The 22385-nt window shown below is 72.2% G+C and carries 19 protein-coding genes; 16 read left to right on the top strand and 3 right to left on the bottom strand.

Features of this window, described 5'->3' with window-relative positions; translation table 11 throughout:
• Positions 1–90 precede the first annotated feature (90 nt).
• From ACO03V_RS05645 to ACO03V_RS05620, 6 genes are all read left to right on the top strand, one after another.
• A complete protein-coding gene (locus ACO03V_RS05645) occupies positions 91–1605 on the top strand; it encodes an ABC transporter substrate-binding protein (RefSeq protein ID WP_423136910.1) in 1515 nt (504 codons plus the stop codon).
• Between the two features lie 32 nt (positions 1606–1637).
• Positions 1638–2585, top strand: coding sequence for an ABC transporter permease (locus ACO03V_RS05640; RefSeq protein ID WP_423136909.1), 948 nt, complete (start codon positions 1638–1640; stop codon positions 2583–2585).
• Complete coding sequence (locus ACO03V_RS05635) at positions 2582–3448, top strand: ABC transporter permease (RefSeq protein WP_423136908.1); 867 nt, start codon at positions 2582–2584, stop codon at positions 3446–3448. The genes ACO03V_RS05640 and ACO03V_RS05635 overlap by 4 nt, the downstream gene beginning before the upstream one ends.
• Positions 3445–4257: an ATP-binding cassette domain-containing protein gene (locus ACO03V_RS05630; protein WP_423136907.1), complete on the top strand. Its 813-nt coding sequence runs from the start codon at positions 3445–3447 to the stop codon at positions 4255–4257. The genes ACO03V_RS05635 and ACO03V_RS05630 overlap by 4 nt, the downstream gene beginning before the upstream one ends.
• Complete coding sequence (locus tag ACO03V_RS05625) at positions 4254–5021, top strand: ABC transporter ATP-binding protein (protein WP_423136906.1); 768 nt, start codon at positions 4254–4256, stop codon at positions 5019–5021. Before ACO03V_RS05630 ends, ACO03V_RS05625 begins: the two co-directional genes overlap by 4 nt.
• A gap of 149 nt (positions 5022–5170) precedes the next feature.
• Entirely contained in the window at positions 5171–5578 is a 408-nt protein-coding gene (locus ACO03V_RS05620; RefSeq protein WP_367726312.1) for a DoxX family protein, read from the top strand.
• A gap of 99 nt (positions 5579–5677) precedes the next feature.
• Here the strand turns inward: ACO03V_RS05620 and ACO03V_RS05615 are convergent, their stop codons facing one another.
• Entirely contained in the window at positions 5678–7327 is a 1650-nt protein-coding gene (locus ACO03V_RS05615) for a RecQ family ATP-dependent DNA helicase (RefSeq protein WP_423136905.1), read from the bottom strand.
• 180 nt (positions 7328–7507) lie between these two features.
• Between ACO03V_RS05615 and ACO03V_RS05610 the strand changes: the two genes are divergently transcribed.
• Together ACO03V_RS05610 and ACO03V_RS05605 are read left to right on the top strand one after the other, a co-directional pair.
• Positions 7508–9064, top strand: a complete 1557-nt coding sequence (locus ACO03V_RS05610; RefSeq protein WP_423136904.1) for an ATP-dependent DNA ligase — start codon at positions 7508–7510, stop codon at positions 9062–9064.
• On the top strand, positions 9061–9687 hold the full coding sequence (locus tag ACO03V_RS05605) for an alpha/beta fold hydrolase (protein ID WP_423136903.1): 627 nt from the start codon (positions 9061–9063) through the stop codon (positions 9685–9687). The genes ACO03V_RS05610 and ACO03V_RS05605 overlap by 4 nt, the downstream gene beginning before the upstream one ends.
• Before the next feature lie 51 nt (positions 9688–9738).
• Here ACO03V_RS05605 and ACO03V_RS05600 read toward each other — a convergent pair whose 3' ends face one another.
• Together ACO03V_RS05600 and ACO03V_RS05595 are read right to left on the bottom strand one after the other, a co-directional pair.
• Positions 9739–10593: an NYN domain-containing protein gene (locus ACO03V_RS05600; RefSeq protein ID WP_367726316.1), complete on the bottom strand. Its 855-nt coding sequence runs from the start codon at positions 10591–10593 to the stop codon at positions 9739–9741.
• A gap of 227 nt (positions 10594–10820) precedes the next feature.
• On the bottom strand, positions 10821–11804 hold the full coding sequence (locus tag ACO03V_RS05595) for a Gfo/Idh/MocA family protein (protein ID WP_423136902.1): 984 nt from the start codon (positions 11802–11804) through the stop codon (positions 10821–10823).
• 124 nt (positions 11805–11928) lie between these two features.
• Between ACO03V_RS05595 and ACO03V_RS05590 the strand changes: the two genes are divergently transcribed.
• From ACO03V_RS05590 to ACO03V_RS05555, 8 genes are all read left to right on the top strand, one after another.
• Positions 11929–12957: a LacI family DNA-binding transcriptional regulator gene (locus tag ACO03V_RS05590; RefSeq protein ID WP_423136901.1), complete on the top strand. Its 1029-nt coding sequence runs from the start codon at positions 11929–11931 to the stop codon at positions 12955–12957.
• A 330-nt stretch (positions 12958–13287) separates the two neighbouring features.
• On the top strand, positions 13288–14388 hold the full coding sequence (gene chvE / locus ACO03V_RS05585; RefSeq protein ID WP_367726319.1) for a multiple monosaccharide ABC transporter substrate-binding protein: 1101 nt from the start codon (positions 13288–13290) through the stop codon (positions 14386–14388).
• Between the two features lie 167 nt (positions 14389–14555).
• Complete coding sequence (mmsA, locus tag ACO03V_RS05580; RefSeq protein ID WP_423137126.1) at positions 14556–16082, top strand: multiple monosaccharide ABC transporter ATP-binding protein; 1527 nt, start codon at positions 14556–14558, stop codon at positions 16080–16082.
• The gene (gene mmsB / locus ACO03V_RS05575; RefSeq protein WP_367726320.1) at positions 16069–17334 is read left to right on the top strand and encodes a multiple monosaccharide ABC transporter permease; all 1266 of its coding nucleotides are present in this window, start codon (positions 16069–16071) and stop codon (positions 17332–17334) included. The genes mmsA and mmsB overlap by 14 nt, the downstream gene beginning before the upstream one ends.
• A 133-nt stretch (positions 17335–17467) precedes the next feature.
• Positions 17468–18685 (top strand): substrate-binding domain-containing protein, encoded by a 1218-nt coding sequence (locus tag ACO03V_RS05570; RefSeq protein ID WP_423136900.1) that lies wholly within the window; start codon positions 17468–17470, stop codon positions 18683–18685.
• Positions 18686–19138: 453 nt separating this feature from the next.
• On the top strand, positions 19139–20494 hold the full coding sequence (locus ACO03V_RS05565; RefSeq protein WP_423136899.1) for a histidine kinase: 1356 nt from the start codon (positions 19139–19141) through the stop codon (positions 20492–20494).
• Positions 20482–21147, top strand: coding sequence for a LuxR C-terminal-related transcriptional regulator (locus tag ACO03V_RS05560; RefSeq protein ID WP_423136898.1), 666 nt, complete (start codon positions 20482–20484; stop codon positions 21145–21147). Before ACO03V_RS05565 ends, ACO03V_RS05560 begins: the two co-directional genes overlap by 13 nt.
• Positions 21144–22127, top strand: coding sequence for a hypothetical protein (locus tag ACO03V_RS05555; RefSeq protein WP_423136897.1), 984 nt, complete (start codon positions 21144–21146; stop codon positions 22125–22127). Before ACO03V_RS05560 ends, ACO03V_RS05555 begins: the two co-directional genes overlap by 4 nt.
• Positions 22128–22385: the final 258 nt, after the last annotated feature.

Genomic DNA, 22385 nt, shown 5'->3' with positions numbered 1-22385 from the left:
GACACCCCCCGACACCCCCGACCACCCACCGACCTCGCCCACCCGGCCGCGCCACAGCACCCGCGCGGTTCTCGCACCGAAGGAAACGACGTGTCCTCACGCCTGCGCTCCACCCGTCTCGGCGCCGCCCTCGCGGCCTCCACCATCGGACTGCTCGTCCTCTCCGGCTGCGCGGCCGGCGGCGGCGACGCGAGCGGGGGCGGAGCGGACCCCTCGGCCGAGATCGTCGTCGGCTCGCAGAACGAGCCCACCAACCTCGACCAGATCTTCGGTGGCTCCTCCGGCGTCACCGAGGTCTTCACCGGCAACGTGTACGAGGGCCTGTTCCGGATCACGGACGACGCGGAGGTCGAGCCGCTGCTCGCCGCCGAGACCGAGGTCTCGGAGGACGGTCTCACCTACACGTTCACGCTGCAGGACGCGACGTTCCACTCCGGCAAGGAGCTGACGGCCGACGACGTCGTCTACAGCCTGGAGCGCTTCGTGGGCGAGGAATCGATCGCCGCACGCAAGCGTCAGCTCAGCGTCATCGACACCGTGACCGCCGTCGACGACTCCACGGTCGAGGTCACCCTCAGCCAGCCGTCGATCAGCTTCACCTACAACCTCGGCTACGTCTGGATCGTCGACTCCGAGGCCGGCGACCTCACCGCCACGGCCGACGGCACCGGACCGTACCAGCTCGACGACTACCGCAAGGGCGACTCGATCACCCTCGGCGTGTACCCCGACTACTGGGGGGACGCTCCCGCGAACGGCGGCGTCGTCTACCAGTACTACGCCGACCCGACGGCCCTGAACAACGCCCTGCTCACCGGTGCGGTCGACCTCGTGACGAGCCAGTCCAACCCCGACAGCCTCGGCGAGTTCGAGGACGCCGGCTTCCAGATCATCGAGGGCACCTCGACCACCAAGGAGATCCTCGCGTTCAACGACCGCGTCGAGCCGTTCAGCGACACCCGCGTCCGCAAGGCGATCTACTCGGCGATCGATCGGGAGAAGCTCCTGGATGCCATCTGGGACGGCCGCGGTCAGCTGATCGGGTCGATGGTCCCGCCGTCGGAGCCGTGGTACATCGACCTCGCCGACAACAACCCGTACGACCCCGCCCTCGCCGAAGAGTTGCTCTCCGAGGCCGGATACGCGGACGGCTTCACCTTCTCCGTCGCGACCCCGGACTCGGGCGTGCACTCGACGGTGGCGGAGTTCGTCGCCGCGGAGCTGGCCAAGGTCGGCATCACCGCGGACATCGAGATCATCACCGACGACCAGTGGTACCAGCAGGTCTACACGGACAAGGACTTCCAGGCGACGCTGCAGGGCCACGTCAACGACCGCGACATCAACTTCTACGGCAACCCCGACTTCTACTGGGGCTACGACAACGCCGACGTGCAGCGCTGGCTCACCGAGTCGGAGGCGGCCGGGAGCGTCGAGGAGCAGACCGAGCTCATCCGCCAGGTCAATCAGCAGATCTCCGACGACGCCGCGAGCGTGTGGCTCTACCTCAACCCCCAGCTGCGCGTCGCCGCCCCGGGTGTGACGGGCGTGCCCGAGAACGGCCTCAACTCGCTGTTCTACGTCAGCGGCATCCAGAAGGGCTGATCATCGGGCGTTATCTGCTCCGACGGACAGGATTGCTGCTGCTGGCGCTCGCGCTGGCGGTGGTGATCCTGTTCGTCGTGCTGCGCGTGCTCGGCAACCCGGTCTTCTCCCTCATCTCCGTGGGGGCGACCGACGCCGAGATCGCGGCGGCGGCCGCCCGCCTCGGCGTGGACCGGCCGCTGTGGCAGCAGTTCCTCGACTACGTCGGGCAGCTCGCCACCCTCGACCTCGGGCAGAGCTTCACGAACCGGCTGCCGGTCGGCGACGAGATCATCCGGCGCCTGAACGTCACGCTGCCGCTGACGCTGCTGTCGTTCCTCCTCTCGGTGGTCATCGCCGTGCCGGTCGGCTTCCTCGCCGCGTGGAAGTCGCGCACCTGGTACGGCAGCGCGTTCTCCGCGCTGTCGCAGCTGGGCGGGGCCGTCCCGGTGTTCTGGGTCGGCATCCTGCTGGTCGGTCTGCTCTCGTTGAACTGGCGCCTGTTCCCGGCCGGCGGCTTCCCGCGCCGCGACTGGGAGGATCCGGGTGCCGCCCTCTTCGCGCTGACCCTGCCCGTCGTCACGATCGCGATCGTCGCCGGCAGCGACCTGGCGCGGTACGTCCGCAGCGCCACCCTCGACGTTCTCGGGCAGCAGTACCTCCGCGCCGCCCGCGCGACGGGACAGGGCTTCGGCACGGCGCTGCGTCGTCACGGCATCCGCAACGCCGTGGTCCCGGTGATCTCGATCCTGGCCATCCAGCTGTCCACGACGTTCGTCGGCGCCGTCATCATCGAACGGGTCTTCGCTCTGCCCGGGCTCGGCGACATGCTCCTCGTCGCCATCCGCGAGCAGGACTTCCCGAGCGTCCAGGGGGTCATCCTGTTCTCCACCGCCCTCGTCCTCCTGCTCGGCTTCGTCGCCGACGTGGCGCAGCGCCTGATCGACCCGCGCCTGCGGGGGACGCTGTCGGGCAACCGGCGCGCGAAGGCGGTCGCATGAGCACCGCCGCCGTCGCCGTCGTCACCGAGCCGCGTGCGCCGCGCCGTGCCCGTCGCCGCTCGATCAACCTCGCCGTCGGGGCGGTGCTCTTCGGCCTGATCGCGGTCGTCGCGGTCGTCTCGCTGTTCTGGACGCCGTTCTCCCCCGAGGAGACCGGCGGCGGCCGGCTGCTGCCCCCGGGCGCCGAGCATTGGGCGGGGACCGACCGTCTCGGGCGCGACCTGTTCTCGCAGCTCATGGTCGGCGCCCGTCTGGCGATGCTCGTCGGCGTCGGGTCCGTGGCGATCGCCGCGGTGGTCGGGATCCTCGTCGGACTCGTCGCCGCGATCGCGGGGCCGCTCGTCGACGACGCGGTGTCGAGTCTGCTCGACATCGCCATCGCGTTCCCCACCCTCCTCCTGGCGATGCTGATCGTCGCGTGGCGGGGGACGTCGCTGGAGTCGGCGATCCTCGCCATCGGGCTCGCCGGCTCCGCCGTGGTGGCGCGCCTCACCCGCGTGACGGCGGTGCGCGTCCTCGGCCGCGACTTCGTCACCGCCGCGCGCACGTCGGGCACGGGGGTCGTCGGCATCGTCGGCCGGCACGTCCTGCCCAACGTGTGGCCCACCCTCATCGTCCCGCTCGCGCTGCAGTTCGGCGGGGCCGTGATCGCCGAGGCCTCCCTGTCGTACCTCGGTCTGGGCTCGCCCCCGCCGAACGCGTCCTGGGGGCGGATGCTGCAGGAGGCGCAGAGCACGGTGACCGTCGCTCCGACGGCGGCGTTGCTCCCCGGCATCCTGCTGGTCATGACGATCATCGGCATCAACCTGCTCGCCGACGGCGTGCGGGACGTCGCCGACCCCGCCTCGAGGAGCATCCGATGACCGCGCCGCTCCTGGACCTCGATGCGCTCGGCGTCGACCTCGACGACCGGTCGCTCGTCGAGGCGGTCACCGTGTCGATCGCGCCGGGCGAGCGCCTCGGCATCATCGGCGAGTCCGGCTCCGGCAAGTCCCTCACCGCCCTGGCCGCCCTCGGCCTCCTCGCGCACCCGCTCCGCGCCCGCGGGAGCGCCCGGATCAGCACCGGGGAGGGGACCGTGGATGCCGTGACGGCGCCGCAACGCCGACTCGATCGGGTCCGCGGTACGGTGCTCGGCGCGGTGTTCCAGGAGCCGCTCGCCTCGCTCGACCCGCTCATGCGGGTGGGCAAGCAGCTGACCTGGCCGCTCGCCCGGCATCGCGGACTCCGCGGAGATGCGCTGCGCCGTGCCGTGCTCGACGCCTTGGCCGACGTCCAGCTGCCCGAGCCGGAGCGCATCGCGCGGAGCTACATCCACGAGATCTCCGGCGGTCAACGTCAGCGTGTGGCCATCGCCCTCGCCCTCGCCGGCTCGCCGCGCCTGCTGATCGCGGACGAGCCGACGACCGCCCTCGACGTGACGGTGCAGGCCGGGGTGCTCGACCTGCTGCAGCGCGAGGTGTCGGAGCGCGGGATGGCGCTGCTGTTCATCAGCCACGACCTCCCCGTCGTCACCCGGATGACCGACCGCGTGCTCGTCATGAAGGACGGCCGGCAGGTGGAGGTCGCCGACACGGCCACGCTCGTCTCCGCGCCCGTCGATCCGTACACGCAGCAGCTCGTCGCGGCATCCCGTGCCCTCGACGACCTGCTGCCGGAGGGACCCCGATGACCGGCACCGCCGCGCCCATCCTGTCGCTCGAGAACATCGCGTTCGCCTACCGCAGCGGACGTCCGGTGCTGCACGACGTGTCGCTCGCGCTGGCACCGGGGGAGAGCGTCGGGCTCGTGGGCGAATCGGGGGCGGGCAAGACCTCGCTGCTGCGCGTCGCCCTGGGGCTGCAGGCACCGACCTCCGGCACCGTGCGCTTCGACGGGACGCCGCTGCCGACCGGGCGGCGCGCGGCGCTGCGGGACTACCGCCGCGCGGTGCAGCCGGTGTACCAGGACCCGTTCTCGTCGCTGGACCCCCGCATGACCGTCGGCGACTCGATCGCCGAGCCGCTGCGCTCGCTCGGCATCCCCGGCGACCGTCGGGCACGGGTGGCCGCGCTGCTGGCCGACGTGGGGCTCCCCGCCGACGCGGCCGGCCGCTACCCGGAGGCGTTCTCGGGCGGACAGCGGCAACGCATCGCGATCGCCCGCGCCCTCGCGCCCGAGCCGCGGCTGCTGCTGGCCGACGAGCCGGTGAGCGCCCTCGACACGAGCGTGCGCCTGCAGGTGATCGAGCTGTTCCAGCGGCTGGCGGCCGAGCGGGGCATCGGGATGCTGCTTGTCTCGCACGACCTCACCGTCGTCGCCGCCCTCTGCGCCCGCGTCGCCGTGCTCGAGGGCGGACGCCTGGTCGAAGAGGGGCCGACCGCGGACGTCCTGTCGCGGCCGGCGCACCCCTACACCGCCCGTCTCCTCTCGTCGGTGCCGCGCCTGCCGCGGTGACCGCGCCCGGCGCACCTGCCGCGGCGACGGGCCCGGGCGCCGGGGCGGTGCCGGCCGCTGCCGCGGTGACGACGCAGGCGCCGGCCGTGACGGGCCCGGGCGCCGGCCGTGGCGGCCCCGGGCGCGTCGGCGGATGGCAGACTGACCGGATGCCGCGCCGTCGAGGTCTCACCGTCCGTTCCGCTGCGCGAGGGGCGCTCGCACTGCTGCTCGTCGGGGCGGGGGTCTCGCACCTCACCTGGGGGCGGCGCGGGTACCGCATCGTCGTGCCGGGGTGGGCGACGCGGATGCTGCACACCGACAAGGACGCCGTCGTCGTGGCATCCGGTGCCCTCGAGATCCTGCTGGGGACCGCCCTGGTCGCGCTGCCTCGCGAGCGGGGACGAGTGGGCGCGGCGATCGCGGCGTTCTTCGTCGCGGTGTTCCCGGGCAACGTCCACCAGTGGCGGACGGGCCGCTCGGCGCCGGGCCTGAGCACCGACCGCGCCCGCTTCGTGCGCCTGTTCCTGCAGCCGGTCCTCGTGGCGTGGGCCGTCTGGGCGACACGTCGGGCCTGACGCCGCGGCGGTCGTCCGGTTCGGGGCGCGGGATGTGCACCGGGGCGGTCAGCGGTCGTCCCCGTGCACGAATCACGCCCCGAACGCCGGCGCGGCGCGTCAGGCGGCCTGGCCGAGCTCCAGGATGCCGCGCTTCAGAGCCGAGCGGGCGAGCACCTTGTAGCCGTGGTCGGGGAAGAACACCGTCAACCGGTCGTCCTCGACGCCCATGATCGTGCCCGAGCCGAACTCCTCGTGCTCGACCAAGGCGTCGATGGACAGACCGTCCTGGTCGTGCTCCGTCGCCGACGTGTCCGTGTCGGCGGCATCCGTCGCGTCGCACCGATCGCAGGATTCACAGCGCGCGGGGGAGTCGACGCCGAAGTACTCCAGCAGCGCCCGTCGGCGGCAGTGCACCGTCTCGGCGTAGCCCCGCATGATCTCGATGCGCGAGGTACGGATGCGCTCGTCGGCCTCGTCGCGCTCGCGCACCGCGGACACGGCGTCGCCCGCGGAGGCATCCGTCGCCGCCCGCACCCCGTCGGCGCCCGCCGCCGCCAGTCCGGTGGCGACCAGCTGGTTCAGCACGCGGCCGATCGCGCGGGTGCTGCGTCCGCCCTTCTCGGCGACCGCCTTGGCCCGCAGGGGGCCGTCCGCGGAGCGCAGGACATCCCACACCCCCGCGACGTCCGCCTTCCTGCTGTGCCCGCCGGCGAAGAAGGACCGCAGCGAGAAGTCCTCCGCACGGTAATGCAGGATCGCGCGCGCCGGCTGCCCGTCCCGGGCGGCGCGGCCGATCTCCTGCGCGTAGGAGTCGAGCGACTCGGTCACGTCGGCGTGCACGACCAGACGCACGTCCGGCTTGTCGACGCCCATTCCGAACGCCGAGGTCGCCACGACCACGTCGAGCTCGCCCGCGCTCCACGCGGCGTGCACCTCGTCCCGGCGCTTCTGCGCCATGCCGCCGTGGTAGGCCGCGGCGCGCCGTCCGTGCTCGACGAGCTCGGCGGCGTAAGCGTCGGTCTCCGTGCGGGTGGCGACGTACAGCAGGACGGCGCCCTCCTCGCCGAGGACGTCGTCGACGACCGCGCGGCGTTTCTCGTCGTCCTCCTCGTGTCGGCGGACGGCGAGATGGATCTCGGGCCGGTCCATGCCCCGCACCTCGAGGTGCGGGTCGCGCATGCGCAGGCTGGCGACGATGTCGTCGCGCACGGGACCGGATGCCGTCGCCGTCAGCGCCAGCACGGGCGGGTGGCCGAGCGCGTCGATCATGTCGCCGAGACGGGCGTAGTCCGGGCGGAAGTCGTGCCCCCACGCCGAGACGCAATGGGCCTCGTCGATGACGACGAGGCGCACGTCGGCGGCGACGAGACGGTCGAACACCTCGGGGTTCGCGAGCTGCTCCGGGGCGAGGAACGCATACACCGCGTCGCCGCCCTCGATGGCCTCCCAGGCGGCCTTCCGCGCCGCGGCGCGGGTGCGGGAGTTCAGGGCGACGGCGGCGGGCGCGTCGGGGGCGGCGTCGATGGAGTCGATCTGATCGCGCTGCAACGCCAGGAGCGGGGAGATCACGACGGTCGTCCCGCCCAGCTCGCAGCCGGCGATCTGGTACACGGCCGACTTGCCCGCGCCGGTGGGGAACACCACCAGCGTGTCCCGCCCGCCGACGACGGCGTCGATCGCCTCCGCCTGGCCGGGCAGCAGGTCGTCCCAGCCGAACACCTCGCGGGCGGTACGGGCGGACTGTTCGGCGGTGGCGGGAGCGTTCACGGGACCTCTTTCCTGGAGAGGGGTCCAGCACACTCCAGGCCTCCGACATCGGAATGGGGGTTGCGAGCACGCCGACGATCTGTTCTCGGCGGGGCCGGCCCGGGGCGGCATCCGTCCCTCCCCGAGCGGCGCGAGCGCAACCCGTCCGGGGATGTCGGAGGGGGATGCCAGGATGCCCTCATGCTCTTCGCCGAACTCGAGACCGCCCTGGTGGCCGTGGCCGGCACCCGCTCGCGCCTCGCGAAGGTCGACGCGCTCGCGGGTCTCGTCGGGCGGCTCGACGCGGACGAGATCGTGCCCGCGATCGGCCTGCTCACGGCGTCGCCGCGGCAGGGCCGGCTCGGCGTCGGGTGGCGCACCCTGTCCGCGCGCTCCGGCGAGCACGCCGGGACCCCGTCGCTGACGATCCTCGACGTGGATGCCGCCTTCTCGCGGCTCCTCGACATCGGCGGTGCCGGATCGGGGGCGGTGCGCGCCGCGGTGATCGACGATCTCGCCGGGCGGGCGACCGCCTCGGAGTGGGCCCTGCTCATCCGCATCATGACCGGGGAGCTGCGGACCGGTGCCCTCGAGGGGGTCCTGCTCGACGCGGTCGCGCGGGCGTCCGCGCGCGACGGGGCGGCGGTGCGGCGCGCGGCGATGCTGTCGGGCGACCTCGGCGAGACGGCGGTCGTCGCGCTCACCGGCACCGAGGACGATCTGGACGCCGTCGGCCTCGTCGTCGGACGCGGCGTGCAGCCCATGCTGGCCTCGACCGCGACGTCCGTGGCGGACGCCCTCGCGACGGCCGGCCGCGCGTCGATCGAGTACAAGCTCGACGGCGCCCGCGTGCAGGTGCACCGCAGCGGAGACGACGTACGCGTCTACACGCGCACGCTCGCCGACGTCACGCACCGGGTGCCCGAGATCGTGGAGGTCGCCCGCTCGCTGCCCGTGCACGACGTCATCCTCGACGGCGAGACGCTGTCGCTCGACGAGGACGGGGCACCTCGCCCGTTCCAGGACACGATGGCGCGGTTCGGCGCCGAGACCGCCCGCGAGATCGCCCTGCGCCCGTGGTTCTTCGACGTGCTGCACGTCGACGGGCGCGACCTCGTCGACGAGCCGCTCGAAGCACGGCAGGCCGAGCTGGAGCGGATCGCCGGCCCGTGGCGTATCCCGGCTTTGATCACGGACGATCCGGATGCCGCCGACGCCTTCGCCCGCGACGCCCTGGCGGCGGGGCACGAGGGGGTCATGGTCAAGGGCGTCGACGCCGCCTACACGGCCGGTCGTCGCGGCAAGAGCTGGCTCAAGGTCAAGCCGGTGCACACGTTCGACCTGGTCGTGCTCGGGCTCGAACGAGGCTCCGGCCGCCGGTCCGACTGGCTGTCCAACCTCCACCTCGGCGCGCGCGACCCCGAGGGGGTGTTCGGCGAGTCCGGCGGCTTCGTCATGGTCGGCAAGACGTTCAAGGGCCTGACCGACGAGCTGCTCCGGTGGCAGACCGACCACTTCGCCGAGCGCGCGAACGGGGCCGTGCCCGGTGGCATCCGGGTCACCCCCGACACCGTCGTCGAGATCGCCATCGACGGGGTGCAGCGCTCCGTGCGCTACCCGGGCGGTGTCGCGCTGCGTTTCGCGCGCGTCAAGGCGTACCGCTCCGACAAGACGGCCGCCGAGGCCGACACGATCAGCACGCTGCGGTCGCTCCTCCCGGGCGCTACCGCAGCCCCGATGGAAGGAGCGGACGCATGAGCCGTGCCCCCTGGCTCGACGGCGAGCTCGAGTACCGCAGCTTCGGCACCCCCGGGGCCCCGCGGGCCGTGTTCGTCCTGCGCACCGGCGCCGTCGCCACGACCGATCCCGACCCGCGCATCACCTCGGGTCACGACGTGCGCATCGTCGCGATCGGCCTGGACGCCCCCGAGCTCGAGGACCCGCCCGCCTTCGGCGGACAGACGCCGGCCGGTCTCACCGTCGACGCCCTCAAGGACCTGATGGAGCGCGAGGCGCCCGAGACCACGGTCGGCCTCGTCGGCGAGCGGTCCGCCGGTCCCATCGCCGTCCACCTCGCGGCGGCGATGGGAGCGCGGGTCGACCGGCTCGCGCTCGTCGGGGTGTTGAGCCCGAGCGACGCCCTGTCGCGCGACATGCAGACGCCCATGCTGGATGATCTGCCGGCGCGCACGCTCGTGCTCATCGGCGAGGGCGGGACACCGGATGCCGCCGACGCCGAGTGGTACCGGGACCGGATCCCGGCCGCGCAGGTCGAGGTGGTGGACGCCGGGCGGTACGACAACGCGCAGGGACAGGTCACGCTTAGCTCGGCATGGGAGACGGTGCTCGAGCACGTCGCTCCCGGCGCCGCGCGGCGGTAGCGGCGTCCGCCGGGCCGGCGGCCCGGCCCGACTGCTCCGTGACGGGCGTCGTCAGGACGGGCGGCGCACCTGCACGACGTTCGACTCCTCGTCCACCTCGGCGACGCCGGTCTGCGCCTTGAGGAAGTCGGAGAAGCTGCGGAAACCCAGCGCCTTCTCGCTGAACGACGGGTCGAGGCGCTTCATGAGGTCTTTTACAGCCGAGGCGTGCAGCCATTCGCCGTCGGCGCGCTCGGCCTCCAGCTGCATCGCCCGCTCGAGGAGGTTCACCGCGGGATCCTGCGACCGCTTGCGGGCGCGCGGACGCGACGGGGTGGTCTCCTTCTTCGTCTCGGCGAGGTTCGGGATGCCGGGGAGGGAGTCGTACGCGTCGAACCGGTCGCAGGCCGCGGCCAGCGACTTCGCCGTCGATCCGGCGACACCGACCCCGACGACGTAGCGGCCGAGTCTCTTGCATCGTTGCGCGAGCGGGACGTAGTCGCTGTCGCCGGCGACGATGACCACGTGCGTGAGGTCGGGGAGGCGGAACATGTCCTCGACCGTGTCCACGGCCAGGCGGATGTCGGCGCCGTTCTTGGCGTACGCGGCCGCAGGGAACAGCTGCACGAGGTCGACGGCGCGCGCGACGAGCTGCGAGCGGTACTCGGCGTTCACCGGCGCGGACCAGTCGGCGTACGCCCGCGTGAGCACGAGGGTGCCGAAGGATGCCGCGTAGTCGATGACGGCACCCACGTCGATCGTCGCCTTGGTCAGCCGTTCCGCGATCTCGGGATCCATCGGGTTCTCACCGATGCGCTGACGGTCGCGGGAGTAGGCGTTCCGGCCGTGGACGCGGTCGTACCAGGACATCACGATGTTGTCGAAGTCCAGATAGACGGCGACGCGGGCGGCGGGGGAGTCGGGCATGGCATCCATCCTCACCCGTCCCGGGACCGGCGTGCCAGTCCTCGGCCCGTCCCTGCGGCCGGCCGTCGTGCGGAGTCCGTCGACGACACGCCGTCTCCGGGGGAGCGGGCCGCGGCGTGTCGGCCCGATCTCCGCACGACGGTCAGCCCGCCCGGCCCCGCCGGACAGCCAGCCGGACGGCGGACCGGACTGCCCGGGAACGGGGAGGGCGGAGGGATGCCGCGGGCTCAGCGCCCGCCGGGGTAGGTCACGCCGATCTGACGGCGGACCTCGTCGAGCACGCCCATGATCGCGACGGTCTCGTCGAGGGGGAGGACGTCGCTGTCGCGCTGCCCCGCGGCCGCGAGACGCTCGGCGGCGAGGGCCTGGAACTGCATGCCGCGTCCCTCGATCTCGGTGCGGAACTCCTCGACGACCTCGCCGTCGGGCCGGACGACGCGGAACGACGTCGGGGTGTACCAGACGCGGTCGATCTCGATGCGGGCCTCGGTGCCGACGATCTGGGCCAGGTTCGTCCCGGCGCCGCGCGAGGACGACACGGTCGTCGAGACCGCTCCGCCCGGGTGGACGAACGCCGTCGCGACCTCCGCGTCGCTCCCCGCGTCGGACAGGCGGGCCAGCGCGGTGATCTGCTCCGGCAGCCCCAGCACGTCGACGGCGAAGGAGATGGGGTAGATGCCGAGGTCCAGGAGCGCCCCGCCCCCGAGCTCGAGGGCGTTGAGTCGGTGGGCCGGGTCGGTGGAGATCTTCTGCGTGTGGTCGGCCGACACGACGCGGATCTCGCCGAGGGTCCCGGCGGCGAGGATCTCGCGGATGCGCACCATGTGCGGGAGGTAGCGGGTCCACATCGCCTCCATGGCGAGCAGGCCCTTCTCGGCGGCGCGGTCGCGGATCAGCGCGGCCTCCTCGGCGTTCAGCGTGAACGGCTTCTCGACGAGGATGTGCTTGCCGTGGTCGAGGGCGAGCAGCGCATTGTCGACGTGGCCGGGGTGGGGCGTGGCGATGTAGACGATGTCGACGTCGGGGTCCGCGACGAGCTCCTCGTACGACCCGTGCGCGTGCGGGATGTCGTACTCCGCCGCGAACGCGCGGGCGCTGTCGAGGCGGCGCGAGCCGACGGCGACGACGTCGAGACCCGCGGTGCGCAGGTCGGAGGTGAAGGCGTGCGCGATGCCGCCCGTGGCGAGGATGCCCCAGTGCAGTCCAGTCATGGCAACGAGCGTAGCCGCCGGAACGGCCGGTCCGGCCCGGTCGAGGTGGCGCGACGGCGCGGAGGCGTTATTCTCGTGTGACCGGTCACGCAAGAGCGCGGGGCCGACGCGATGGAGCGGACGAATGAGCGACACCGAAACGCCGGACACGGGGCGTGCCCCGAGCATCCGCGACGTCGCCCGTCTCGCCGGAGTGTCGTACCAGACCGTCTCCCGCGTGATCAACAACAGCTCGCAGCTGCGCCCCGAGACCGCCGCCAAGGTGCGGTCGGCGATCGCGGAGCTGAAGTTCGTCCCGAACCAGGCGGCCCGCGCGCTCGCCAGCAGCCGCTCGCGTCTCATCGGCGTCCTCGGGCCGCGGGCGGCGACGTACGGCGTCGCGGCCATGATCCAGGCGGTCGAGTCCGCCGCGCGCGCGGCCGGCTACCGCCTGACGGTCACCAACCTCGCCACGAGCGACCCGGACGACGTGCGCGCCTCGATCGACCACCTCATGCAGCAGTCCGTCGAGGGGCTCATCGCGGTGGCCCCGCAGTCGCGTGTCGTGCCGATCCTCGACGAGATGCGCCTCCCGGTCCCGGTCCAGATCGTCTCCTCCACCGGCTCGGCCGGCGCGTCCTCCCACAACGACCAGGTCGCCGGCGCCCGGGCGGCCGTCCGCCATCTCGTGGAGCTGGGTCATCGTCGCATCCTCCACATCGCCGGCCCGCGCGACTGGCTGGAGGCCGAGCACCGCATGCGGGGCTATCTCCTGGAGATGGATGCCAGCGACCTCTCGATCCGACCGCCGGTCCTCGGCGACTGGACGGCGCAGTTCGGGTTCGAGGCCGGCCTGGAGCTGCTGCGCTTCGAGGACGCCACGGCCGTCTTCGCCGGCAACGACCACATGGCCCTCGGGTTCATGCACGCGGTGCGCGCCATCGGCCGCTCGGTGCCCGAGGACATCTCGGTCGTCGGCTTCGACGACGTGCCGGAGTCGGCCCACCTCTGGCCGCCGTTGACGACGGTCCGGCAGGACTTCCCGGGGATCGGCCACCGCGCCGTCACCGACCTGCTCGCCGCTCTCGGCGTGACGATCCCCGACCTGGAGGAGCAGCAGCCGGACCACCTGCGCCTGGTGGTGCGGTCCTCGACGGCGCCCCCGTCGCGCTGACTTCGTCACGTTTCGGCAACGGCGACACTCGCTACGCATCCGGACTTGACACTTCCGCGGGAATGGGGAGTAGCATCACACACACAATGTGAACGGTCACATGACGGTGACACATCAGCCGACGGGACTCGCTGCGGAGCGGATCCGTCGAGACGAAGACGTTTCGAACGACGCGGGACGCCCGAACGGGCCCGCGGTCTCCGACCGGCCTCGTTTCGCCCCGCCGAGCGATGCACCCTCATGACTCCGGGAACGCTGGCAACGGTGGACTCCGCGTGGAGGGACCGACACATCAACCCAACGAAGGGAACCAGAGTGAAGAAGCACAGCATGCTCACCATGGTCGCCGGGGCTGCCGTCCTCGCGCTCAGCCTCACGGGCTGCGGCGGCGACCGCAGCGGCGGCGGCGCAGCCGAGGGCGACGGCGAGTCGGGCGGCGTCATCGGCGTCGCGATGCCGACGCAGCAGTCGGAGCGCTGGATCGCGGACGGCAACAACGTCAAGTCGCAGCTCGAGGAGCTCGGCTACACCGTCGACCTGCAGTACGCCAACGACGACATCCCCACCCAGGTCTCGCAGATCGAGAACATGATCACCTCGGGCGCCAACGCCCTGATCATCGCCTCCATCGACGGCACCACCCTGACCGACGTCCTGCAGCAGGCCGCCGACCAGGACATCCCCGTCATCGCGTACGACCGTCTCATCAACGGCACCGAGAACGTCGACTACTACACGACCTTCGACAACTACCAGGTCGGCGTCCAGCAGGCCACGTCGCTGCTGACGGGCCTGGGCGTCCTGGACGAGTCGGGCAACGAGACCGGCGCCGCCGGTCCGTTCAACGTCGAGCTGTTCGCCGGTAGCCCCGACGACAACAACGCCACGTTCTTCTGGAACGGTGCCATCGACACCCTTCAGCCCTACCTGGACTCGGGTGTGCTGACGGTCCCGTCCGGTCAGACGGAGTTCGGCCAGGCCGCGATCCTCCGCTGGCTGCCCGAGACCGCGCAGGAGCGCATGGAGAACATCCTCACCGTCATCGGCGACACCAAGCTGAACGGTGTCCTGTCGCCCTACGACGGTCTGTCGATCGGCATCATCTCGGCCCTCACCTCGGGCGGCTACTCCGCCAGCGACCTCCCGGTCATCACCGGTCAGGACGCAGAGGTCGGCTCGATCAAGTCGATCATCGCCGGCGAGCAGTACTCGACGATCTTCAAGGACACCCGCGAGCTGGCCAAGCAGGCCGTCTCGATGGTGGACTCGATCCGCAAGGGCGAGGAGCCCGAGGTCAACGACACCGAGACCTACGACAACGGCGAGAAGGTCGTCCCCTCGTATCTGCTCGAGTCGACGATCGTGACGAAGGACAACTACAAGGAGATCCTCGTCGACAGCGGTTACTACTCCGAGGCCGACCTGGGCTGATCCCACCGGGAGGGCTCCGGCCCTCCCACCCGCCTCCGCCGCGGCCGAGACCCCTCGGTCGCGGCGGAGGCTCCCGCGAGTCCGCCGCGTGACGGACTCCTCTCCACCACCCCAGACCGGCCACGAGCCGGTCGACCAAGGAGGACCTCGTGAGCACCATCCTCGAGATGCGCTCGATCACCAAGGAGTTCCCCGGCGTCATCGCGCTCTCGGACGTGTCGCTGACCGTCGAGCGGGGATCCGTCCACGCCATCTGCGGCGAGAACGGCGCCGGCAAGTCCACTCTGATGAAGGTGCTGAGCGGTGTGTACCCCGCCGGCGACTACCGCGGCGAGATCGTCTTCGACGGTCAGACCGTCGAGTTCAAGGACATCCGCGACAGCGAAGCGGCCGGTATCGTCATCATCCACCAGGAGCTCGCGCTGAGCCCCTACCTCTCGATCGCGGAGAACATCTTCCTCGGCAACGAGATCACCCAGCGCGGCCTGATCGACTGGGATGCCACCAACCGGGAGGCATCCAAGCTCCTGGCCCGCGTGGGCCTGGGCGACAGCCCCGACGTCCCCGTGAACGAGATCGGCGTCGGCAAGCAGCAGCTGGTCGAGATCGCCAAGGCGCTGTCGAAGGACGTCAAACTCCTCATCCTCGACGAGCCGACCGCCGCCCTGAACGACGACGACTCGGCCCACCTGCTCGACCTGATCCGCCACCTCAAGGGGCAGGGGATCACGAGCATCATCATCAGCCACAAGCTCAACGAGATCCGCGCGATCGCCGACGAGGTCACGATCATCCGCGACGGTCGCACGATCGAGACCCTGGACGTCGCCACCGGCGGCACCAGCGAGGACCGCATCATCCGCGGCATGGTCGGTCGCGAGCTCGAGAACCGCTACCCGGACCGCGACGTCGAGATCGGCGAGGAGGTCCTGCGCATCGCGGACTGGACGGTCCACCACCCGACGGACGCCTCGCGCACCGTCATCCACGATGCGAACCTCACCGTCCGCGCGGGCGAGGTCGTGGGCATCGCGGGCCTCATGGGCGCCGGCCGCACCGAGCTCGCGATGAGCGTGTTCGGCAAGAGCTTCGGGTCGCGCATCTCCGGCGAGGTCTACATCCGCGGACAGAAGGCGGACACCTCCAGCGTCCCCGCGGCCATCCGCAGCGGACTGGCCTACGTGACCGAGGACCGCAAGGGCGCCGGGCTCAACCTCATCGACACCATCAAGCGGAACATCTCGCTCGCCGGCATGCGCAAGCTCGCCAAGGGCGGCTGGGTCGACGGTGACCAGGAGTACCTCGTCGCCAACCGGTACCGCCAGTCGATGAACATCAAGGCGCCGTCGGTGGACGTCGTGGTCGGCAAGCTCTCCGGCGGCAACCAGCAGAAGGTCGTGCTGTCGCAGTGGCTGTACTCCGACCCCGAGGTGCTCATCCTCGACGAGCCGACGCGCGGCATCGACGTCGGCGCCAAATACGAGATCTACACGATCATCAACTCTCTCGCGGCGCAGGGGAAGGGCGTGCTGGTGATCTCCTCGGAGCTCCCCGAGCTGCTCGGCATCTGCGACCGCATCTACACCCTCAGCGAGGGACACATCACCGGTCAGCTGCCCATCGAGGAAGCGACCCCCGAGGCCCTCATGGTGCTCATGACGAAGGAGAAGGAAGCCGACCATGTCAGCGCTTGACAACACCGCGACCCAGGCAGGTCCGGGCGGAACCCCCCGCGGTCCCGTCGGGGGCGCGCCCGGCGGCGCCGGGGGCATCATCCCCTTCCTCACCTCGCGTCTGCGCGAGATCGGCATCTTCATCGCCCTGATCGTGATCGTCCTGCTGTTCCAGGCGCTCACCGGCGGCCGTCTGCTCACCCCGGGCAACGTCTCGAACATCATCGTCCAGAACAGCTACATCCTGATCCTCGCGATCGGCATGGTGATGATCATCATCGCCGGCCACATCGACCTCTCGGTCGGCTCGGTCGCGGCGTTCGTCGGCGCCGTCTCCGGCGTGCTGATCGTCCAGTGGGGTCTGCCCTGGTGGCTCGGCATCACGCTGTCGCTGATCCTGGGCGCGGTGGTCGGCATGTGGCAGGGCTTCTGGGTGGCGTACGTGGGCATACCCGCGTTCATCGTGACCCTGGCGGGCATGCTCCTGTTCCGTGGTCTCACGCAGATGACCCTGGGCAACACCCAGATCACCCCCTTCCCGAGCGAGTACCGCCAGCTCGGCGGCGGCTACCTCTTCCCCGACCTGTTCCCGGCCTCGTCGTCCCCGGCGGAGTGGATCACCGTCGGCCTCGGTGTGCTGACGCTCGTGCTCTTCGTCGTGACCCAGGTGCGCCAGCGCGCCAAGCGCGCCGCTCTCGAGCTGCAGAACGAGCCCCAGGTCTGGTTCCTGTTCAAGATCATCGGCGGCGGCGCGCTCATCGCGTACCTCACGTACCTGCTGGGCGTCGCCCCGAACTCGCGCGGCACTCCGATCGTGCTCGTCGTCCTGGCCGTGCTCATCATCGGCTACTCGGTCGTCATGAGCCGCAGCGTCTTCGGTCGTCACATCTACGCCATCGGCGGCAACCGCACCGCGGCGAAGCTGTCGGGCATCAAGACCCGTCGCGTCGACTTCATGCTGTTCGTCAACATGGGCACGCTGGCCGCGCTCGCGGGCATCGTCTTCACGGGCCGCCTGAACTCGGCCGGTCCCGGTGCCGGAAACCTGTTCGAGCTGGATGCCATTGCTGCCGCGTTCATCGGTGGTGCGGCCGTGCAGGGCGGTGTGGGCCGCGTGGTCGGCGCCATCGCCGGTGGTCTGGTCATGGGTGTGCTGAACAACGGCATGTCGCTCATGGGCATCTCGACCGATGTGCAGCAGTTCATCAAGGGCCTCGTGCTCCTGCTCGCCGTCGCGTTCGACGTCTACAACAAGAACCGCACCCGCGGCTGAGCCGTCGCCGGCTCTCCCGGACGCCCCGTCGCTGCTGCGGCGGGGCGTCCGTCGTTCGCACGGGGCCCGGCGGGGCGGGGCGTCCCGTTGCCGCGGCCGGGTCCCGCCGCCGCGGTGGGGCACAATCGGGAGGGTGACCACGCCCTCCCGCCGCCGCACCGCCGCTCTCGTGGCGGGGCTCCTCGCCGTGGCGGCGCTGGCCGCGGGATGCACCTCCTCGACGGCGCGCACCACCGGGACCAGCGACGGCGCCGGCGTGATCGGCGTCGCACTGCCGCAGTCGGACGACGCCCAGTGGGCCCGCGCGGGCGAGGCCCTCCGGGACGAGCTCACCGGCCGCGGCTACCGCGTCGACGTCCAGTTCGCGGCGGGCGACGCCCGCACACAGGGCTCGCAGGTGCAGAACATGCTCACCAAGGGCGCGGACGCGGTGGTCGTCGCGCCCCTGTCCGTCGACGACCTGGACGTGGCCCTGCAGACGGCCGTCGCGGACGGCATCCCGATCGTGACCTTCGAACGCGCTCTCGCACTGCCGGGGGCGGGGTTCGCCGCCGCGGTGGATCCGGAGGCGCTCGGACGGGCGCAGGCCCAGGCGCTGCTGTCGGACCTCCCGGATGCCGCGACCGATGACGACGCGCCGTCGACACCGCCGCGCGTGGCCGTGCTGACCGGGGATGCCGAGGACGCGTGGGCGGTGCGCCGCTACGACGCGGCACGGGAAGTGCTGGATGCCGCCGTCGCCGACGGGCGCATCGAGATCGTCGCCGGGGCCACGCTCGACGACGCCGCGACGACGGGGGACGACGACGCCACCGCGGCCGAGAGGCGCACGCGGGCGCTGCTGGCCCCCGAGGAGACGGACGTCGCGGGCAGCGCCGAGGACACCGCCGCGGCCCCGACCGCCATCCTCGCCCTCACCGACGCCACGACCCGCGGCGTCGTCACCGCGCTCACCACGCCGCTGCCCGATGACGCGACCCCGTCGCCCTCGGCATCCGGAAGTCCCTCCTCCACGCCCACGGCCTCGCCGTCGCCCGGTCCCGACCTCGACGCGGAGCTCGCCGGGCAGGTGACCGTCGTCGGCTCCGGCGGCGACTTGGCGATTGTGCAGGCCCTCCGCGACGGGATCGTGGACGCGACGGTCTTCGTCGACCCGCGGGAGCTCGTGCCGTGGGCGGCCGATGCCGTGCAGGCGCTGCTGGACGGCGACGCCCCGCGCGTGGACGGCAGCGAGCCGGCGGGTCTCGACGGCGTCCCGTCCGCCACGGCCGGCGCGAGCGTGGTCCGTGCGCGCGACATCGAGAGCCTGCTGCTCGACACCGGCTGGCTGACGGCCGACGACCTGTCCTGAGCCGCGCGCGGCCCGGCATCCGCGTCGCGCCGCCTGGGGTGTGCCGGATTCGGAGAATCGCGCTGTTCTCGGACAATCTGGCCCGGAACATCCGATTCCGGCGCGGTTCTCCGATTCCGGAGGGATGCCGCGGGTGGCGGCATCCCTCCTCCCCGCCGTCGCGCCGTCGGAGATGTGCGCTGTTCTCGGACAATCTCGGCCGAATCGTCCGAATCCGGCGCGGTTCTCCGATTCCGGAGGGATGCCGCGGGTGGCGGCATCCCTCCTCCCCGCCGTCGCGCCGTCGGAGATGTGCGCTGTTCTCGGACAATCTCGGCCGGAACGTCCGATTCCGGCGCGGTTCTCCGATTCCGGGAGGGATGCCGCGGGCCCGCCGGCCGTTCGGGATAACCCGAATGCGCGCGGGGGCTGACCGGGCGGCGCCGCCCGACGGCCCGGCCTAGCGTGGTGGGCATGACAACGGCCCCCTTCCCCCCGCCGCCCGCGGACACCCTCGCCACGACGGCACGCCTCTCCGCGCCCTCGAGCTCCGCCGCGCCGGCCGGCTCCGACGCTCCGGCCGCGCCGTCCCGCCGCGCGCGTTTCGGCTCTCCCGCCCGCATCGCGGGGGCCGTCGCCCACCTCGCGGCACTCGGTCTGGTCGGACCGGTCGTCTTCACCGCGCTGTTCGGCCTGCTCAGCGCGGGACTCGGCCTGCTGCCCGCCCTGCTCGTCGGTGCCGTGCTGCTCGTGGGTCTCGTGTACGCGCTGTTCGGCGTCGCGTGGCTGGAGTACGCCCGCGTCGACGGGCTCTACGGCCTGGGGCTGCCCAGCCCGCGCATCCGACGCAGTGAGAAGTCCGGCTTCGGCGGATTCCTGCACACGATCTGGCTGCAGACGAAGGACGGCCGGCAGTGGCGCGGTGTCGCCTCGTTCGCGGCTGCGACCGTCATGGGGCTCGTCGTCCTCGTCGCCGCGGGTGCCGTCGCGTGGGGCCTCACGCTGCTGGTGGGCGCCGTGTTCGGCGGTCGTGGGGCGGGCGTCTTCGCCGGCATCCCACTCGGGGGCGTCGCCGCCCCGATCGCCGGCGTGCTGGCCGCCGTGATCGGCCTGGCCGTCATGGTGGGGCTCGGCGTCCTGCACGGGGTCGTCGCGCGCGGCATCCTGGTCCCCTCGCGCGAAGCGCAGCTCGAGGCGCAGGCGCGCACCTTCGACACCCGTCGCGCCGGGGCCGTCCGTGCCGCCGAGGTGGAGCGCACGCGCATCGAGCGCGACCTCCACGACGGGGTGCAGCCGCGACTCGTGTCCATCGGCATGACCCTCGGCCTCGCGCAGAACAAGATCGACGACGACCCGGAGGCCGCCAAGGCCCTCGTCGCCGAGGCGCACGCCTCCACCAAGTCGGCCATCACCGAGCTGCGGCAGCTGGCGCGCGGCATCCATGCGTCCGTCCTGGAGGACCGGGGACTGGATGCCGCCCTTTCGGCGCTCGCGTCGCGGTCGCACATCCCCGTGACGCTCGATGTGCGCCTCACCGGACGGTGCAGCCGGGCCGCGGAGGCCGCGGTGTACTTCTCCATCGCCGAGGCGCTGACGAACGCGGCGAAGCACTCCCACGCTGCCGCGTGCCGGGTGTCGGTGCGGGTGCGGGAGGACCAGACCCTGTGGGCCCGTGTCGAGGACGACGGACGGGGCGGCGCCCGCGTCGTGCCCGGCGGCGGGTTGGACGGCATCGTCAACCGCGTCACCGCGGCCGGCGGCAGCGCCCGCATCGACAGCCCGCAGGGTGGACCGACGTCGGTGGAGGTGACCGTCCCGTGCGCATCCTGATCTGCGAGGACTCCGTGCTGCTGCGCGAGGGGCTCGTGCGCCTGCTGGCCGATGACGGACACGAGGTCGTCGCCGCCCTGGCCGACGCGGACGGTCTCGACGAGGCGGTCGCCACCTCAGCTCCCGACCTGTGCATCCTCGACGTGCGCCTGCCGCCCACCTGGACCGACGAGGGCATCCGGGCGGCGATCGCCCTGCGGTCGCGGCATCCGGGGCTCGCCGTCCTGGTGCTGTCGCAGTACGTCGAGGAGCGCTACGCCAGCGACCTCATCGCCGACGGACAGGGGTCGCTCGGCTATCTGCTGAAGGACCGCGTCGCGGACGTCCGGGACTTCCTCGAGGCCGTAGCCCGGATCGCGGACGGGGCCACCGTGCTCGACCCCGAGGTCGTGGGCCAGCTGCTCACACGACGGCGCCGCGACCAGCGGCTGCAGAGCCTCACCGACCGCGAACGCGCCGTGCTCGCCCTCATCGCCGAAGGACGCTCGAACCAGGCGATCGCGCAGGCGCTGTTCGTCTCGGAGGCGAGCGTCGAGAAGTACATCACCGCCATCTTCACCAAGCTCGGCCTCGAGCAGGACGACACCGGCAACCGCCGCGTGATCGCCGCGCTCGTCCACCTGGGCCACGACACCACGGGAGCACCGTCATGACCGATCCCTCGCCCGACACCGCGGCGCCGTCCGAGCGCTCTTCTGCGGCCGCGTCCGAGCGAACCGCTCCGGCGGCGTCCGCGCGGCCGCGCACCGCGGCGCGCATCATCTCGATCGCGACCACGGTGCTGGGGGCGGCCGTCATCGCCGGCACGCTCGGCAGCACGGCGGTGTCCGCCGCCGCGGGGATGCGCGGGTCGGACGACACCCGCGTCGGCGTGGCCGGCGTCACCGACCTCGACGTCGACGTCGCCGGTGCCCGGCTGACGGTCGCGTTCGCCGACGTGGCCACCGCGCAGCTCACCGTCGACGGCGCGCGCGGTCGTTCGGACGACCGGGGGTCCGGTGTCCGCGGCCGCTCGGACGACCAGGGTGGTCCCGGCGACCGCGGCCGACGCGGCGGGAGCGCTGACGCGGCCCGCGAGGACGACGGGGACCGCGGCGGATGGCGCATGGAACGCGACGGGGACACGCTCGAGGTCACCTCGCCGGAGGGGACGTGGTTCGCCGCCGGGCCGCGGTCGGCCGCGACGCTCACCCTTCCCCTCGATCTGGCCGAGGGTGTGCTGGACGCGGAGTTCGACATCGGCGCCGGCAGTCTCGACCTGGCGGGGGAGTACCGCTCGCTGACGGTGGACGTCGCCGGGGGCCGCGTCGACGTCGACGGGACGGCGACGTCTCTCGACCTCACGGTGACCGGCGGTCAGGCGGCCGTCGCGCTCGCCGGCGTCGCCGAGGCCCGGATGGAGCTGGCCGGCGGGCGTCTGTCGGCCGCGCTCACCGGTGAGGCGCCCCGCCGCACCGACATCGAGCTCACGGCCGGGTCCGCGGACGTCCTCCTGCCCGACGAGTCCTACCGGGTGACCGTGGACGACGGAATGGGCGAGGTCGACGACCGGCTGCAGGCGGCGGACGCGGCCGCGGGCGCCCCGCGCGTGAACGTCTCGGCGACGTTCGGGTCGGTGGTGCTGCGGTCCTGAGCCGGCGTCGTGGATTCGGAGATTCGCGCTGTTCTCGGAGGATTTCGGGGGGAGTCTCCGAATCCGGCGCGGCTGTCCGAGTCTGGTGCGCGGGCGGCTGGTGCTGGGGCGGGGATGCCGGTGGGGTGGGTGGCATCCCTCGTCCTGACCGTGGCGGGAGGTTCACCGCCCGCGTGTGGGTGTCGTGGATTCGGAGATTCGCGCTGTTCTCGGAGGATTTCGGGGGGAGTCTCCGAATCCGGCGCGGCTGTCCGAGTC

This window comes from Microbacterium sp. HMH0099 (genome assembly GCF_049384025.1).
In the GTDB taxonomy this organism is placed as follows: domain Bacteria; phylum Actinomycetota; class Actinomycetes; order Actinomycetales; family Microbacteriaceae; genus Microbacterium.
This window is presented reverse-complemented; position numbering and strand designations above follow the sequence as displayed.